Annotated in this window: 11 protein-coding genes and 1 tRNA gene; 9 read left to right on the forward strand and 3 right to left on the reverse strand. The window is 64.0% G+C overall.

Annotated features, from left to right (window positions below; all coding sequences use genetic code 11):
- Window positions 1-4: 4 nt before the first annotated feature.
- Both AC1DES_RS03505 and AC1DES_RS03510 read right to left on the reverse strand, forming a co-directional pair.
- Window positions 5-403 carry a 6-pyruvoyl trahydropterin synthase family protein gene (locus tag AC1DES_RS03505; protein ID WP_476894294.1) on the reverse strand — a complete coding sequence of 133 codons (399 nt, stop codon included), beginning with the start codon at window positions 401-403 and terminating at the stop codon, window positions 5-7.
- 4 nt (window positions 404-407) lie between these two features.
- Window positions 408-1,454 carry a zinc-dependent alcohol dehydrogenase gene (locus AC1DES_RS03510; protein ID WP_476894295.1) on the reverse strand — a complete coding sequence of 349 codons (1,047 nt, stop codon included), beginning with the start codon at window positions 1,452-1,454 and terminating at the stop codon, window positions 408-410.
- 138 nt (window positions 1,455-1,592) lie between these two features.
- Between AC1DES_RS03510 and AC1DES_RS03515 the strand changes: the two genes are divergently transcribed.
- Window positions 1,593-1,682 (forward strand) — tRNA-Ser (locus AC1DES_RS03515).
- 240 nt (window positions 1,683-1,922) lie between these two features.
- Here AC1DES_RS03515 and AC1DES_RS03520 read toward each other — a convergent pair.
- Window positions 1,923-4,739: an ABC transporter transmembrane domain-containing protein gene (locus AC1DES_RS03520; RefSeq protein WP_476894296.1), complete on the reverse strand. Its 2,817-nt coding sequence runs from the start codon at window positions 4,737-4,739 to the stop codon at window positions 1,923-1,925.
- Window positions 4,740-5,442: 703 nt separating this feature from the next.
- On the opposite strand from AC1DES_RS03520, the gene AC1DES_RS03525 reads away from it, so the two are divergent.
- The 8 genes from AC1DES_RS03525 to AC1DES_RS03560 all read left to right on the forward strand — a co-directional run bounded on the left by AC1DES_RS03525 (window position 5,443) and on the right by AC1DES_RS03560 (window position 14,911).
- Complete coding sequence (locus tag AC1DES_RS03525) at window positions 5,443-6,483, forward strand: LacI family DNA-binding transcriptional regulator (RefSeq protein WP_476894297.1); 1,041 nt, start codon at window positions 5,443-5,445, stop codon at window positions 6,481-6,483.
- A gap of 53 nt (window positions 6,484-6,536) precedes the next feature.
- Window positions 6,537-8,213: an ABC transporter substrate-binding protein gene (locus AC1DES_RS03530; RefSeq protein WP_476894298.1), complete on the forward strand. Its 1,677-nt coding sequence runs from the start codon at window positions 6,537-6,539 to the stop codon at window positions 8,211-8,213.
- Window positions 8,214-8,351: 138 nt separating this feature from the next.
- Window positions 8,352-9,329: an ABC transporter permease gene (locus AC1DES_RS03535; protein WP_476894299.1), complete on the forward strand. Its 978-nt coding sequence runs from the start codon at window positions 8,352-8,354 to the stop codon at window positions 9,327-9,329.
- A 13-nt stretch (window positions 9,330-9,342) separates the two neighbouring features.
- Window positions 9,343-10,281, forward strand: coding sequence for an ABC transporter permease (locus AC1DES_RS03540; protein WP_476894300.1), 939 nt, complete (start codon window positions 9,343-9,345; stop codon window positions 10,279-10,281).
- A 3-nt stretch (window positions 10,282-10,284) separates the two neighbouring features.
- Entirely contained in the window at window positions 10,285-11,322 is a 1,038-nt protein-coding gene (locus AC1DES_RS03545) for an ABC transporter ATP-binding protein (RefSeq protein ID WP_476894301.1), read from the forward strand.
- On the forward strand, window positions 11,319-12,269 hold the full coding sequence (locus AC1DES_RS03550) for an ABC transporter ATP-binding protein (protein WP_476894302.1): 951 nt from the start codon (window positions 11,319-11,321) through the stop codon (window positions 12,267-12,269). Before AC1DES_RS03545 ends, AC1DES_RS03550 begins: the two co-directional genes overlap by 4 nt.
- A gap of 114 nt (window positions 12,270-12,383) precedes the next feature.
- Window positions 12,384-13,304: a carbohydrate kinase family protein gene (locus AC1DES_RS03555; RefSeq protein WP_476894303.1), complete on the forward strand. Its 921-nt coding sequence runs from the start codon at window positions 12,384-12,386 to the stop codon at window positions 13,302-13,304.
- A 101-nt stretch (window positions 13,305-13,405) separates the two neighbouring features.
- Window positions 13,406-14,911: a glycoside hydrolase family 32 protein gene (locus tag AC1DES_RS03560; RefSeq protein ID WP_476894304.1), complete on the forward strand. Its 1,506-nt coding sequence runs from the start codon at window positions 13,406-13,408 to the stop codon at window positions 14,909-14,911.
- Window positions 14,912-14,979: the final 68 nt, after the last annotated feature.

The raw sequence follows: 14,979 nt of genomic DNA on the forward strand, positions 1-14,979 counted from the left end.
GGTCCTAGCTGGCGTCGAAGTCGAGCGAATAGCCGGCCCAGGCATCGGGGTGTTCACGCAGCGTGACGTCCAGGCCCGCCAGCTCGCGGCCGTCAGCGCCGCCGCGGATCCGGGTTGCCACCGCCTCGGCGATGTACCGGGCCAGGGCTTCGGTGGTGCTCAGCTTCCCGGCGAAATCTGGGTGCTCGTCCAGGTTTGTGTAGTTGAGCCCGTCGAGGACCGAATCCAGCACCTTCCCGGCCTCGCCGATGTCCAGGACAATCGCGTCCTCATTCAGGGCCCGACGCCGGAACGCCACCTCCGCGACGAACGTCGCCCCGTGCAGTCCCTGGGCGGGTCCGAACGCTTCCCTGGGCAGGCTGTGGGCGATCATGAAGTGGCTGCGGACAGTCAGGCTGAACACGGTGTTACCTCGAGGTTTCGGTTGTGGGGGCATCGGTGGCGGGGTGTTCTCGGTGTTCCACATCGGGGTATTCGATGACGTGGCACAGGGCATCCAGGGTGCCGTCGGAGAGACTCCGCACGACGTCGGGCAGCTCCGTGAACGGGGAGCTGCCGGTCAGGAAGAGGTCGAAGGCCGGGTCCTGCAACAAGGCGACGGCGAGCTCCAGCCGGTCCGCGTTCGTGCGGCGGTGCCGCCGGGAGCGGGCCACGGCCCCGACCTGGCTGGCGCGGATGGACAGCCGGCGGGCGTGGAAGTCCTCCCCCAGCGGCAGCGTGACGCTGCGGTCGGCGTACCAGGACATTTCGATGATCTCGCCCTCGTCGCCCACCAGCTGCAGGCTTCGCTGGAGGCCTTCCTGCGAGGCGGAGCAGTGGATTACGATGTCGCAGTCCGGCAGCGCGTCGTCGGGGTGGCTGAAGTCGACGCCGAGCGCGTCCGCGAAAGCACGCTTGGAAGGGTCGATATCGATCAGCTGCAGCCGGCCGAGCGGGAAGCCGCCCAGGAGCTTGGCGACCATGCCGCCGACGAGTCCGGCGCCGATCACGGCGACGCGGTCGCCCAGGCGGGGGCCGGCTTCCCAGAGCCCGTTGACGGCGGTCTCGACCGTTCCCGTGAGCACCGCGCGGCGGGACGGGACGCCGTCGGGGACCGCGGTGAGGGACGCGACCGGCACGATGAAGCGGTCCTGGTGCGGGTACAGGCAGAAGACGGTCCTGCCCTGCCAGTCTGCCGGTCCTTCCTCCACGATGCCCACGCAGAGGTAGCCGAACTTCACCGGGTACGGGAAGGCCCCCTCCTGGTGGGGGGCGGCCATGGCCCCGGCGACGCAGTCAGGGACCCGGGCATTGTGGACGACCAGTTCCGTGCCCTTGCTGATGCCGGTGAAGAGGGTACGGACGAGGGCTTCCCCGGGTCCGGGGGCCGCCAGGTCCTCGCGCCGGAGCTCGCCCTTTTCCGGTCCGACGGTCCAGTAAGCGGTGGCCGTGGTCTGCTGCTCAGGAGTGATCATGGTGCTTTCGAATCTAGTGCCCCGCCTGTGCACGGGGAAAGGACGCTGACTCCGGCGAGTCGCGGCAAGCCGGCACCGGTCGGGATTTCCGGAGCCGTTTTGGGGAACCGCGCCCTGCTCCGGTACCCTATACAGGTTGGTGACGTGTCCGAGCGGCCGAAGGTGCAACACTCGAAATGTTGTTTGGTGTCAAAGCCAACGTGGGTTCAAATCCCACCGTCACCGCCACGTAGCGAGGCCCCTGCTTCCCTTTGTTTAGAAGGGAAGCAGGGGCCTTTGCTTTGCCCGGGACTGGCTCATTGACTAGGAATTGGCAAAACTTCCCTAGGGCGCTCTCGCCCAGCCAACAGCTTTGCGCTTCAGCCCCGACGTTAAACCTCTGTGTCCGCGGTTCATCCGCACTCGCGGGGCGGTCGCCTGTCGAGGACCCAAGGACGTGCGGGCGCCCTCTAGCGCAGCGGTGGACAGTCAATTGCCGGTCGCGCACTGTTCAGGCAGGCCGACCGCCTCGGGCATGGGGAGATAATACGCGCCGGTGTAGCGTGATTTGTCCCCAGTCAGGGCCCAGACCGAGCCGCGCCGGCGGCCGGCGCGGCTGTCAAGGGCTGTCCGGTCGCGCGCGGCCAGGCGGTCCAGGATCGAGGAGATGACATCCTCATGCGTGCACAGCACCGTCCCCGTGCCGCGGGCATTGTCGACGAGCCGCATCGCCCGTTCAATACGGCCATCGGAAAGATCGCTGGCCACTTCCACTGTCAGGGATTCACGGCGTGCCAGCGCCTCAACAGTGTCGATACACCGGGCTGCAGGCGCGGAGAGGATCCGGTTTATCTCGAAGAACGAGCCAAGGCCCTCGAGGGAGCGGGCCGTCGTGCGTCCTTCGTGGGCCAGCGGCCGGGTAATTTCGGAGTGGTCCCACAGGTGCCGCGGTGTGGCTGTGGCCCCGCGAATAAGCAACAGCATCCTGTCCCGGGCCGGCACCGCACGGATCCCAAGCTCCCGCTCCAGGACCCCGCCCAGGGCGAGAATCACGGGCCTTTCGCGTGGTTCGCTCAGGGTGCGCAGCGCCGCAGGAAGGCTGAACCAGCGGGCCTCGTCCACTTCATCGTTGGCCGAGAAGACGCCGCCCTGGGCCACGGCGGCCCAGTAGCGGACCGTCTTGAGGCGCCGGCGGTGGTCCAGATAGGTCACCTGCGGCAGCTCCGAACCGGGCCGGCAGACGAGACCCGTCTCTTCGCCGACTTCCCGCAGCGCACATTCCTGGTCTGACTCGCCCGGTTCGGCCTTTCCCTTGGGGATGGACCAGTCCTGATGCCTGCGCCGGTGGACCAACAGCACCTCCAGCGCGCCCTCCCTTCCGATCCGCCAGGGGAGGGCTCCGGAGGTCCTGGGCCTGGCCGACGTCACCTCGCGGATCGCGCCGGGAGCAGGCCGCGGGAGGACCGGATTTCCCTGGGCCCCCTGCAGCCCGTCGAGCCGGCTGTAGAGACCGCCGGCGGCGAGGAGTTGCCGGTGGTTACCGCTTTCCACAACCTGCCCCTTGTCCAGCACGTAGATCTTGTCCGCACGCCGGAGAGTGGAGAGGCGGTGTGCGATGACGATGACCGTCCGTTCGGCCATGAGCCGGTCCATGCCCTCCATCACGTATTGTTCGGAGATGGCGTCCAGGCCGGAGGTGGGTTCATCAAGAATGACGATCGGTGTATCGCGGACCAGGGCCCGGGCGATCGCGATGCGCTGGCGTTGTCCGCCGGAGAGACTGACGCCCCGCTCGGCAACCGGGGTGTCATAGCCCAGCGGCAGCTGATCAACGAATTCGTCGACGTGCGCGGCGTGGGCTGCGGCGAAAACCCGTTCGGGAGTGGCTGTGTCCGATCCGTAGGCGATGTTGTCATAGATGGTGCCGTGAAACAGGATGGATTCCTGCAGGACCATCGAGATCTGCTGGCGCACCGTGGCCAACTGGAGTTCGCGGACGTCCATGCCGTCCAGGAGAACGGCGCCGCCCGTCACGTCGTAGAGCCGCGGTATAAGGCTGACCACCGTTGACTTGCCCGCACCGGTGGGCCCGGTCAGCGCAATCATCCGGCCCGGCTCCACACGGAGGTTAATCCTGTGCAGCACCTCGGAACCGTCGTAGTGGAAGTCGACATCTCGCAGTTCCACCAGGCCCGCCAGCCGCGGCGCCGGCGGGGCACCAGGGGGGTCCGCTATTGCCGGGGCGGTGCTGAGGACGTCCTGGAGCCGCTCCGCGCTGACCTGACCCCGGCTCATGACCGTCGTCAGCTTGGAAAGTTCCTTCATCGGATCGTAAAGGGCCTTAAGGTACGCCAGAAAGACCAGCAACAGTCCCAGCGTCATCGAACCGTCCAGCACCCGCTGCACACCCGCCCACAGCACGACGACGGTGCCGAATGTGACGATGACATCCACCAGCGGGGACAGTGCTGCCTGGAGCCGGACCAGTCTCAGGCCCGCATTCATCCGCGCGGCATTGCGGAGCTGGAAATCGGCCTCATGACGCGCCTCGCTGGAGGAGGACTGCATAACCCGCACCGAGGAGAAGGTTTCCGTCATCGTGGAGGCAATGTCGCTGTCCCTCCTCCTCGCGGCCCGGGACGCCGCCTTGATGCGGGGGCGGTACATCAGCACCGTCGCGAACAGCACCGGTGAGACCGCCAGGGCAATCATGGCGAAGCCCGGATCAACCACCACGCAGATCGTCGTGATGAAAGCCAGAATGAGGATGTTGGGTACCAGGACCGCCAGCATTGAGATGATCATGGCGCGCACGTAGTCGATGTCCGTGGTCGCCCGCGTCACCAGATCCCCGAGCCTCTGCTTGTCGTGGAAGGACAGGGACAGCCGCTGGAGGTGGGTGAACACCTCGGAGCGGATGGATGCCATGACCCGCTCTCCGACGCCGTTGAGCAGCCGCGCCCCAAGATAGTTGGCCGCCGCGTTGACCAGGGTGAACACCAACAGGCACGCAATTGCCACAAACAGCAGCTGCTGACCTTCCAGCCCGGCCGCCCCGAACGTTCGCAGAAACTCGTTCTGGCTCGCAGCGCCAGGAGTCTTGAGCACATCATCGACAATGACCTTCAGGGGCCACGGCATGGCCACCTGGAGGGCAGCCGCGAGGACCACCAGGGCGGCTCCGGCGGCCAACGCCGCGGCACGCGGTGCCAAGGCGCGGCGGAACCGCCAAAAAGTCACAAACATCTGGGACGCCGTCGCCCGGGGAAGCCCCAGCGCCGGCAGCGCCGGGCGAAGCGACCGCATGCGGCGACGGGGTTGAAGCGGGTCTCTGCACCCGGCCGCGGCTCAACGGTGTCCGTCTCCCGCAGATCCGAGATGTCGGCGATCCCCATTGAGCACCCTCCCCCTGTACGCAGATGGCCCGCTCAATGTGTACCGCCTACGCCGCCGCCTGTCTAGGCCGCGCTGGTGCCCAGGTCATAGATTGGAGCCCCGTCGTGATGCTCACGGGTACTCCTTCGCGCTGAGCGCTTTGACCATGCGCTCGTGATGCTCCGGCAGTTCGTCGACCACGGGGGTGAGGGCCCCGAGGTTCAGCACGCCCCGATGCCCGAGGCGACTCAACTGGTTGATTCACTCCGGCCCGCTTCACGTCGACCCGGGCAGCGTCCAGCACCCTGAGCTGCACCGCAGTGAGAACAACCGGAGGAGGCACGGCCGCCCAGTCTCCGCCTTCTCGACCAACGCGAGTTCAGCTCCGCTGAACCGCGTATCGATCCGGTGGATCCTCGGCTCACAGCTCATCGGCGCCATCAACGTGCGCTGTCACCCGCTACGCAGGCAGACGAATGCTTGTTACGGTGGCGGCCACAGTGCTTGACACCCCAACCAAACGCAGGATATGTTCTATCTCACATCAACTAACGCGCGTTAGTAACGCGCAACAGTAGATTCGGTTAGACTCTCATCCAATATTCATCCCTACTCACCAGACATCGGACGGTCAATGGAGACGAACCCACGGCAGGCCAAAGTGACGATGCAGGATGTCGCGAACCATGTCGGAGTTTCTCGGACGACGGTTTCCTTTGTCCTGAATGGCGGAACGGGAAACGGCATTCCAGAAGAAACCCGTGACCGCGTCCACCAGGCTGTGACCGACCTGGGCTACCGCCCGAACGCGGGAGCCCGCGCGTTGGCATCCAAGCAGACCAAGCTCTACGGGCTGATCACGGAAATCGTGGTCGCGCCATATGCCGCCAACATTGTCCGCGGCGCCGAGGAACAGGCCGCTCGGGAGGGTAAGACGCTTCTTATCGCCAGCACCGACGGCAGCAGTGACGCCGACCGGCGGGCCATCGAGACGATGCTCGAGCACCGCGTCGAGGGTCTGATCTATGCAACAAGCTGGCATAGGGGTGTGCGGCTGCCTGCAGTTGCGGAAGAAGTGCCGACGGTCCTGGTTCACTGCTTTGACGAAGCAACAAAACTGCATTCCGTCATTCCGGATGAGGCTCAGGGTGGCTATGTTGCCACGATGAGGCTCATCCGGGCCGGACACGACCGGATAGGGCTCATCAACCTTGATCCCGTCATTCCGGCCGCCATCGGCCGCCGGGCCGGTTACGTCCGAGCACTTGAACAGGCAGGCATCGGCCTGGATGAGAGCTTGGTAATCAACGAGGACGGCGAGGCAGACCAAGGCTACCGCGCAGCAGCTGCCCTCCTGGATGGCACCCGGCCCCCAACAGCGATATTCTGCGCCACTGACCGCATGGCCATGGGCGCTTACGACGCCATCAAGGAACGGGGGCTGCGTATTGGTGACGATATCTCCGTGGTTGGCTTCGACAACCAGGAAATCATCGCCAACTACCTGCGGCCAAGCCTGACGACCGTCGCGCTGCCGTTCCGGCAAATGGGGGCAACCGGCGTCGCGATGCTGGCCAAACTGGCAGCGAACCGTGATCTGGCCCCGCTCCAACGCGTTGTCGAATGCCCTCTGGTGGAGCGTACATCCGTGCGCCTGCCGGTCCCGGCGTTCTGATGTTCACTTCCCGCTAACCTCATCTCCCTTTCACCGACGAAACGAGCTCCCTCATGCCCAAAATCAACCCCAAGAGGTCACTGACCGTTGTTGCAGCCACACTGGCGATCGGCGCGCTGGCTCTCACCGGCTGCGGCGCCGGAAACACATCCGGGAGCACAGCCAAGGGTGGGAGCGCGTCCAACGGGCTCCTGACAATCCCCCGGGAGGACACCGCAACGTTCACCAGCAACTTCAACCCGTTCTCCCCGAATGCCCTTCCGATGACGCAGCAGTCGGTTTTCGAACCCTTGCTGATCGTCAATCCCGTGAAGGGGGAGCCTGTACCGTGGCTCGGCGCTTCGTGGAAGGCGGACGAAGACGGCAAGGGAGTGACATTCACGCTCCGCGACGGGGTTAAGTGGTCGGACGGACAACCCCTGACTGCCGATGACGTTGTGTATACCTTTGACCTTCAGAAGAAGATTCAGGGCGGATTCGACTACTTGGCCAAGGTCTCCGCCGTCGATGCGCACACCGTCCGCTTCGATTTCAACAAGGCCTACGCTCCCGGGCTTTACGAAGTCGGCCAGCAGGTCATCGCCCCCAAGCATGTCTGGTCCCAGATCGCGGATCCGGCCAAGGCCACCAACGACAATCCGGTAGGCACCGGCCCCTACACCCAGGTCTCCCATTTCCAGACACAGTCATTCGAACTGGATAAGAACCCCAACTACTGGCAGCCGGAGAAACAGCAGCTCACCGGCATCAGGATGCTGGCCTTCGCCGGCAACTCCGGGGCCAACCTCGCCTTGCAGAACGGTGACGTGGACTGGAGCGACCAGTTCATCCCCAACATCCAGAAAACCTTTGTCGACAAAGATCCGGCACACCGGCACTTCTGGTACCCCACGACCGGTGGCACGATCAACTGGCAGCTGAACACCACCAAGGCCCCCTTTAACGATCCGGTCGTACGCAAAGCACTCAGCATGGCCGTGGACCGCGATCAGGTCGACAACCTGGGCATGTCGGGCTACACGCATCCGGCCGACTGCACCGGCCTCAGCGACACCTACGCCAGCTGGCGGGACCAGAGCATCGTTGACAATTGCGACTGGACCAAGCTGAACGTGGACAAAGCCAACCAGATGCTCGATGAAGCCGGTTACAAGAAGGGAACCGACGGCATCCGCATCCTCAAGGACGGCAAGCCGTTCCAGTTCAAGTTCTCTGTAGGATCGGCATCTTCGGACTGGCTTTCCGTCGGCCAGATCATCTCCAAGAACATGGAAAAACTTGGCGTGAAAGTCGAGGTCAACTCCCCGGACTGGTCCCAGGTCGTCTCCGGATACACTGACGGATCCTTCGACAGCGGCATCGTTTGGAGCAACGCCGGCGCAACGCCGTATGAGTTCTACCGCGGCGTAATGTCACAGAACGTTGTTGTACCGGTCGGCCAAAAGGCCAACGAAAACTACCACCGATTCGGTGACCAGGAAGCGACCGCAACCCTGGACAAGCTGGCGGCAACGGCCGACCCGACAGCGCAGAAGACCCTCGTCAACTCCCTCGAGACACGCTTCAACGACGTCGCCCCGGTGATCCCGCTGTTCTCGGGCCCGGCATGGGGCGCCTACACCGACCAGCGATTCACGGGCTGGCCCAGCAACGACAACCCGTATGCCACTCTCTCGGCCCGCTCCGCCACCACAGTGCTGGTTCTGACCTCACTCAAGCCGGCGCAGTAGCCATCTGGTGGCTGTCCGGGCAACCGAACCCGGACAGCCACCAAAGCCGCCGCACACACGGCACCCGCACCGTTACCACCTGCCGGACCCGGACCGATCCCCGGGCGGCGCAACAATCATCAAGAAAGAAGCGGAATCATGGTATTCCTCCTCCGCCGCCTGGGGTTCTACATCATCGCCTTCTGGGCCTGCATCACCTTGAATTTCTTCCTCCCCAGGCTGATGCCCGGGGACCCTGTCAGCAGAATGTTCTCCCAGGTGCAGGCTCAGATGCGCCCGGACCAGGTGGATGCGCTCCGGCGGCTCTTCGGCCTGGACGACCGGCCCCTTTGGGAGCAGTACCTCGCCTACATCGGGAACATCTTCCGCGGGGACATGGGCATCTCGCTCTCCAGGTTCCCGTCCCCCGTTTCGGAGGTGATCGGATCACAAATCGGATGGACCCTCCTGCTCGGCGGCACCTCCCTGGTTATTGCCGTCATTCTAGGCAATTTCCTCGGCGTTCTGGCAGCGTGGCGGCGGGGAAAGTTCCTGGATTCCGTTTTTCCTCCGTTGCTGATTTTCGTAGGATCATTTCCCTATTTTTGGCTGGCCATGGCCGCTCTATATCTGTTCGGGATAACCCTGGGTTGGCTGCCTCTGAGCCATGCCTTTTCCACAGGCCTCAGCCCCTCGTTCTCCCTTGAATACATCGGCGACGTCGCTACTCACCTGATCCTCCCGGCCCTGACCATTGTCCTGGTCTCCATCGGCGGGTGGATGCTGGGGATGCGCAACACGATGATCGCCACCACCGCTGAGGACTACATCACGATGGCCCGGGCCAAGGGACTACGTCCGGGACGGATCATGTTCCAGTACGCTGCCCGGAACGCCATGTTGCCCTCCGTGACGTCGTTCGGCATGTCCCTTGGCTTCGTCGTCGGCGGCGCTCTCCTTACCGAAACCGTGTTCGCGTACCCGGGCATCGGCTACCAGCTTCTGACCTCCGTCCAGGCGCTGGACTACCCGCTGACCCAAGGCATCTTCCTCACCATCACCGCCGCCGTGCTGGCAGCTAACTTCCTGGTCGACATCATTTACGTACGGCTGGACCCCCGGGTCCGGGTCAGCTAGAAACAGGTCCCCTATGTCACTTACAGACTCAACCCCTACCGCGACCACCACGGCCGGCAACCCCGCCGTCCTACTACCGGAACCTCCGGCACCCGGACGTCTGGCCCACGGCGGCTTCGTCCACGGCATCCTCACGAACAAGAAAGCCCTCTTCGGGCTGGCCATCCTGGTCATATTTGCCCTCCTGGCGGTGCTGGCACCCCTCCTGGCACCGGGAAACCCCTCCGACTTCGGCCCCGAAGCGTCCCTGGCACCGTCCGCTGACCACCTACTCGGAACCACCTCCAAGGGCCAGGACGTGCTGGCCCTCACCTTGTGGGGATCGCGCAGCTCGCTGACGGTCGGATTCATCGTAGGTCTAGCGGCGACCTTCATCGGTTGTCTGGTTGGCATCGCCTCCGCTTACTTCGGCAAAGCCATCGACGAATTACTTTCACTGCTGACCAATATCTTCCTGCTCATCCCCGGACTTCCGCTCCTGGTCGTTCTCGCCGCGTTCCTGCCGCCGGGCCCCGTCACCGTCGTCATCGTCCTGATCATCACCGGCTGGGCAGGCAGCGCCCGTGTGCTCCGCTCCCAGGCCCTGTCGTTGCGCAGCAAGGATTTCGTGGCCGCGGCCGTTGTGACCGGCGAGAAGGCCTGGCGCATCATGTTCCGGGAAATCCTGCCCAACATGGCCTCCATCGTCATGAGCACCCTGCTCGGCTGCGTCATCTACGGCATCGGCGCCCAGGCCGGCCTGGAGTTCCTGGGGCTCGGCGATACCGGGTCCGTCAGCTGGGGAACCAACCTTTACTGGGCAAACAACGACGGCGCCCTGATGACCGGCGACTGGTGGGTGCTTCTGCCCTCAGGTGTTGCCATCGCCGTCGTCGCATTTGCCCTGGCCATGGTCAACTACGCCGTTGATGAGATCACCAACCCTCGCCTGCGCGCGGAAAAGAAAGGCTGACAGATGGAAACCCTGACTGAAAAGGACCGGGGAAACGTCGGCCGTCCCCCGGCCGGCCCCGTGCTGAGCGTGAAGAACCTGCAGGTTCAATACACGGCGGAGAGCGGAAACGTCACCGCCGTGGATGGTGTCAGCTTCGATATCGGCGCCGGAGAAGTGTTCGGCCTCGCCGGCGAATCAGGCTGCGGCAAGTCCACCATCGCCAACGCGATCATGCGGCTTCTGCAGACCCCGGCAAAGATCACAGGCGGGTCCATCGAGCTCGCCGGAAGGAATCTCCTGGACCTGGGCGAAGAAGAACTGAGACGCACCCGGTGGCGGGACGTCGCCATGGTCTTCCAAAGCGCGATGAACTCCCTGAACCCCGTCATGACCATCGGTGATCAGATCATCGATGTCTTCACCACGCACGAAAGGATGCCCAAGCACGCCGCCCGCGAACGTGCCGCGGAGCTGCTGAAACTTGTCGACATCAGCCCTGACCGCCTCAAGTCCTACCCCCACCAGCTCTCCGGCGGAATGCGCCAGCGGGCAGTGATCGCGATAGCACTGGCGCTCAAACCTTCCCTTCTCATCATGGACGAACCGACCACGGCCCTGGACGTGGTCGTTCAGCAGGAAATCATGCACCAGATCAAGGAACTTCAGCAGCGGCTTGGGTTCTCCATTCTGTTCATCACCCACGACATCTCCCTCATGGTCGAGCTCTCCCACCGCATGGCGGTGATGTATGCGGGCAAGCTGGTCGAGATCGCTCCCTCCAAGGAATTGCTGGACAACCCTCTCCACCCCTACACGAACGCCCTCATGGGAGCGTTCCCTCCGCTGACCGGCCCGAGAGTGGAGTTGACAGGCATCCCGGACGCCCCGCCAAACATGGCCCACCCCCCCACCGGGTGCCGCTTCCACCCCCGGTGCCCGCTGGCAATAGATGCCTGCCGCACCATCGAGCCGCGGCTCCTTCCAGGAGCCGAAAACCACGATGCGGCCTGCCTGCGCGTACCCGAATATGTCCTCCCCCGCGAAAGGTCACCCCGATGATCCCCGCACACAGCACCTCATCCCGCCCGGAAACGGCGACCGGGCCCCTGGTCCAAGTCCGCAACCTGAGCAAGGACTACCACCTGGGAAGCTTTCCCTTCCGTTCGACCGTACGTGCCGTCAACGACGTCTCCTTTGACATCAACCGCGGCGAGATTGTGGCACTCGTCGGGGAATCCGGCAGCGGAAAGAGCACCATCGCCCGGATCCTCGCCCGCCTCGAACAACCCACAGGGGGCCAGCTCATCCTCGACGGAGAAGACATCTTTGCCACCGAACGTCGCCGGGCGTCGATGAAATACCGAAGTAAGGTCCAAATGGTCTTCCAGGACCCCTTCGGATCCCTCAACCCGGCACACCGCATCGAACACTTCCTGACGCGTCCCCTGCAACTTCACGGAGAAAACGACAGCCCGCAGGCCCTCAAACTCAAACTGCGTGAACTAATGGCAACAGTCGGCCTGGGCGAACAGATGCTGGACCGATACCCCCATCAGCTGTCCGGCGGACAGCGGCAGCGCGTCGCCATCGCCAGAGCCCTGGCCGTCGAACCGGAAATCATACTGGCCGACGAACCCACCTCGATGCTCGACGTCTCGGTCCGCATCGGCATTCTCAATCTGATGCGCAAACTCCGCGATGAACGGGGGGTGTCCATGCTGTATATAACCCACGACCTCGCATCCGCACGCTACATCGCGGACACAACCATGGTGATGTGCGCCGGGGAGCTGGTCGAGGGCGGCGAGAGCATCGAGCTGATGGCCGCCCCCCATCACCCGTACACACAGCTGCTGCTCTCCGCGGTACCCGACGCCCGCAGGACCCACACCGTCCGCCCAGCGAAGAGGGACGCACCAGGACGGAACACTCCCCGGGGCACCGGCGAACGGATCACCCTCAGCGCATCCCATTGGGCGCTGAAAGTACCGGAATCCGCGCGCTGACGTCACCCTCCCCGGCTGACGGCCCAATCCGCCGTCCGAGAGGCCGCTTTCCCCGCGAAATTATTAGCCGCGCGCAGCTTCACTGCAGGCTGCCGAAAACCCAGAAAGAACCCCATGACGAACCCCCCTGCCACACTGTCCGCCCAACCCGAGGTGATCGTTATCGGCGAAGCACTTATCGATGTGGTCCACACGGGGAACGGCGTCACCGAGCACCCGGGGGGCTCACCCGCCAATGTGGCCTACGGACTTGCCCGTCTAGATGTTTCAACCGGGTTCCTGACATCAATCGGTACCGATAGCCGGGGAGCCGCCATCAGCAGCCATCTCAGCGGTGCAGGCGTCTATATCCTCCCGGGCTGCCAGTCCGCCGCCGCAACATCGACTGCCACAGCAACACTGGCCGACGACGGGTCCGCAAGCTATATTTTCGACCTCGTCTGGGAGCTCCCACCGGTGGCCCCGACGTACCTGCCCACGCTCCTGCACACCGGGTCAATCGCCAGCTTCCTCGCACCGGGAGCCTCAGGCGTGAATTCCCTCCTGCAGCACTGCGCAGGAATCAGCACCATCACCTATGACCCGAACATCCGGCCCGAACTGCTCGGCAGCCAACACGAAGCCAGAACCATCTTCGAAGAGCTCGTTCCCCTCACCGACGTAGTGAAACTCAGCGACGAGGACGCCGCATGGCTGTATCCGCGCAAATCGCCGGAGGAGGCTGCCCGCCACATACGCGGACTCGGCACGGATCTGGTCGTGGTCACCCGCGGATCAGAAGGATCCTTCCTGCTCACCGCAGAGACAGAAATCAGTGTCCCCTCCGTGGAAACCGTTGTCGCGGACACCATCGGTGCAGGGGATGCCTACATGGCGGCCCTCATCCTGGGGCTCCTGACCAGCGGAGGCGAGGGCCTGGCTCCGCCCGTTCTCGAACAGATCGCCCGCACGGCATCCATGGCAGCCGCCATTACGGTGGGCCGTCCAGGGGCGGACCTGCCCTCCTTGGCGGAAATGCAGGCCCTGGTCAGCTGACCACCGCTTTCCGTCTCCAACACCGCGGCCAACCTGACGATCACCGTCAGATCCTGGCCCTTTCTTTGCCCCATTCCGAACCTGAAACGAGTGCACCTCCCATGACGGCCGCGACCACCACACACCCGGAAGCCTTCCGGCCCGCCCTGCACTACACGGCCCGAAACACCTGGCTCAATGATCCCAACGGCCTGATCCACCACCAGGGCCTCTACCACCTCTACTACCAAAACAACCCCTTCGGAAACACCTGGGGAAACATGTCCTGGGGCCACGCGACGTCGGAGAACCTCGCCCACTGGACCGAACAGCCTGTCGCGATTGCCTGCGACGAGCAGGAGGACATATTCTCCGGCAGCATCGTGTTCGACAGCCAAAACAGCAGCGGGTTCGGCACCGAGACGGCGCCCCCGCTGGTGGCCATTTACACCAGTGCCTACAAGGAAGCCTCGCCGTTGCACGGCGTCCAGGCGCAGTCGCTGGCCTACAGTCTGGATGGCGGCTTCACCTGGAAAAAATACGCTGGCAATCCCGTGCTCAGCCGCAACTCTGCCAACTTCCGTGACCCAAAAGTCTTCCGCTATGACGGCGGGGCCGGCTCCTACTGGGTGATGGCGGCCGTCGAGGCCCACGACTACAAAGTAGTCCTCTACAAGTCCGAGGACCTGAAAACCTGGGAACACCTGAGCGATTTCGGCCCTGCTAACGCCACCGGCGGCATCTGGGAATGCCCGGACTTGTTCGCTTTGCCCGTGGACGGCAACCCGCTGGAGCTGAAATGGGTCCTGACGGTGAATCTGAACCCCGGCGGCCCGAACGGCGGGTCAGCCGGGCAATACTTCACAGGAGATTTCGACGGCGTCAATTTCACTTCCGACTCCACCGTCACCAGCGGGGAGCAGGACCCCGACCGCCTACAGGAATACAACTGGCTGGACTGGGGGCGGGACTATTACGCCGCCGTCTCCTTCAACGACGCTCCTGACGGCCGACGGATCATGATCGGCTGGATGAACAACTGGGACTATGCCAACCAGATCCCGACTTCACCCTGGCGGAGCCCAATGTCTCTGCCCCGGGAACTCTCCCTTGCCACCGTTGGCGGCCGCACCAGGCTGGTCCAGAACGTCGTAGAGGAAGCCGTATGCCGCGATCAGGCGCCGGCAGTTAAGGCCGGCCCGATCCGTCTAGTTGAGGAAACACGCCCGATCCCAGCCGCCACAGACACGGTTCAGCTCATCGAAGCCGAGTTCACGGCAGGGACGGCCGAAGAATTCGGCCTCATCGTTCGAGGGAGCGGCGCGGAAGGAACCCGAATCGGCATCAATCCCGCCCAGGGCCGACTCATCCTCGACCGGGCCGTCTCCGGCGACACCGGCTTCCACGATGGATTCGCCTCCGTTGACACCGCGCCAGTTGACCCCCGGGACGGCCGATACAGCCTGAAGATCTACGTCGACCACTGCTCCGTTGAAGTCTTCGCCCAACGCGGCGAGCTGGTGCTCACCGACCTGATATTCCCGGACAAAACAAGCACCGGAGTCTCCATCTACGCCCACGGCGGCTCCGCAACACTCGAGAGCCTGACGATCACGCCCCTGGCATAGGCCAAGCGGGCCACAGATGGCACCCCGCAAACCGGAATACGGCCGTAGCAACAAGACATGGAAGAAAC

This window comes from Arthrobacter sp. 05T442, from assembly GCF_056395945.1.

What these genes read in the sequence shown, in the direction of transcription:
- AC1DES_RS03510 (WP_476894295.1), bottom strand. Translation starts at nt 1,454, where the DNA reads ATGATCACTCCTGAGCAGCAGACCACGGCCACCGCTTACTGGACCGTC.
- AC1DES_RS03520 (WP_476894296.1), bottom strand. Translation starts at nt 4,739, where the DNA reads ATGCGGTCGCTTCGCCCGGCGCTGCCGGCGCTGGGGCTTCCCCGGGCG.
- AC1DES_RS03525 (WP_476894297.1), top strand. Translation starts at nt 5,443, where the DNA reads ATGGAGACGAACCCACGGCAGGCCAAAGTGACGATGCAGGATGTCGCG.
- AC1DES_RS03530 (WP_476894298.1), top strand. Translation starts at nt 6,537, where the DNA reads ATGCCCAAAATCAACCCCAAGAGGTCACTGACCGTTGTTGCAGCCACA.
- AC1DES_RS03535 (WP_476894299.1), top strand. Translation starts at nt 8,352, where the DNA reads ATGGTATTCCTCCTCCGCCGCCTGGGGTTCTACATCATCGCCTTCTGG.
- AC1DES_RS03540 (WP_476894300.1), top strand. Translation starts at nt 9,343, where the DNA reads ATGTCACTTACAGACTCAACCCCTACCGCGACCACCACGGCCGGCAAC.
- AC1DES_RS03545 (WP_476894301.1), top strand. Translation starts at nt 10,285, where the DNA reads ATGGAAACCCTGACTGAAAAGGACCGGGGAAACGTCGGCCGTCCCCCG.
- AC1DES_RS03550 (WP_476894302.1), top strand. Translation starts at nt 11,319, where the DNA reads ATGATCCCCGCACACAGCACCTCATCCCGCCCGGAAACGGCGACCGGG.
- AC1DES_RS03555 (WP_476894303.1), top strand. Translation starts at nt 12,384, where the DNA reads ATGACGAACCCCCCTGCCACACTGTCCGCCCAACCCGAGGTGATCGTT.
- AC1DES_RS03560 (WP_476894304.1), top strand. Translation starts at nt 13,406, where the DNA reads ATGACGGCCGCGACCACCACACACCCGGAAGCCTTCCGGCCCGCCCTG.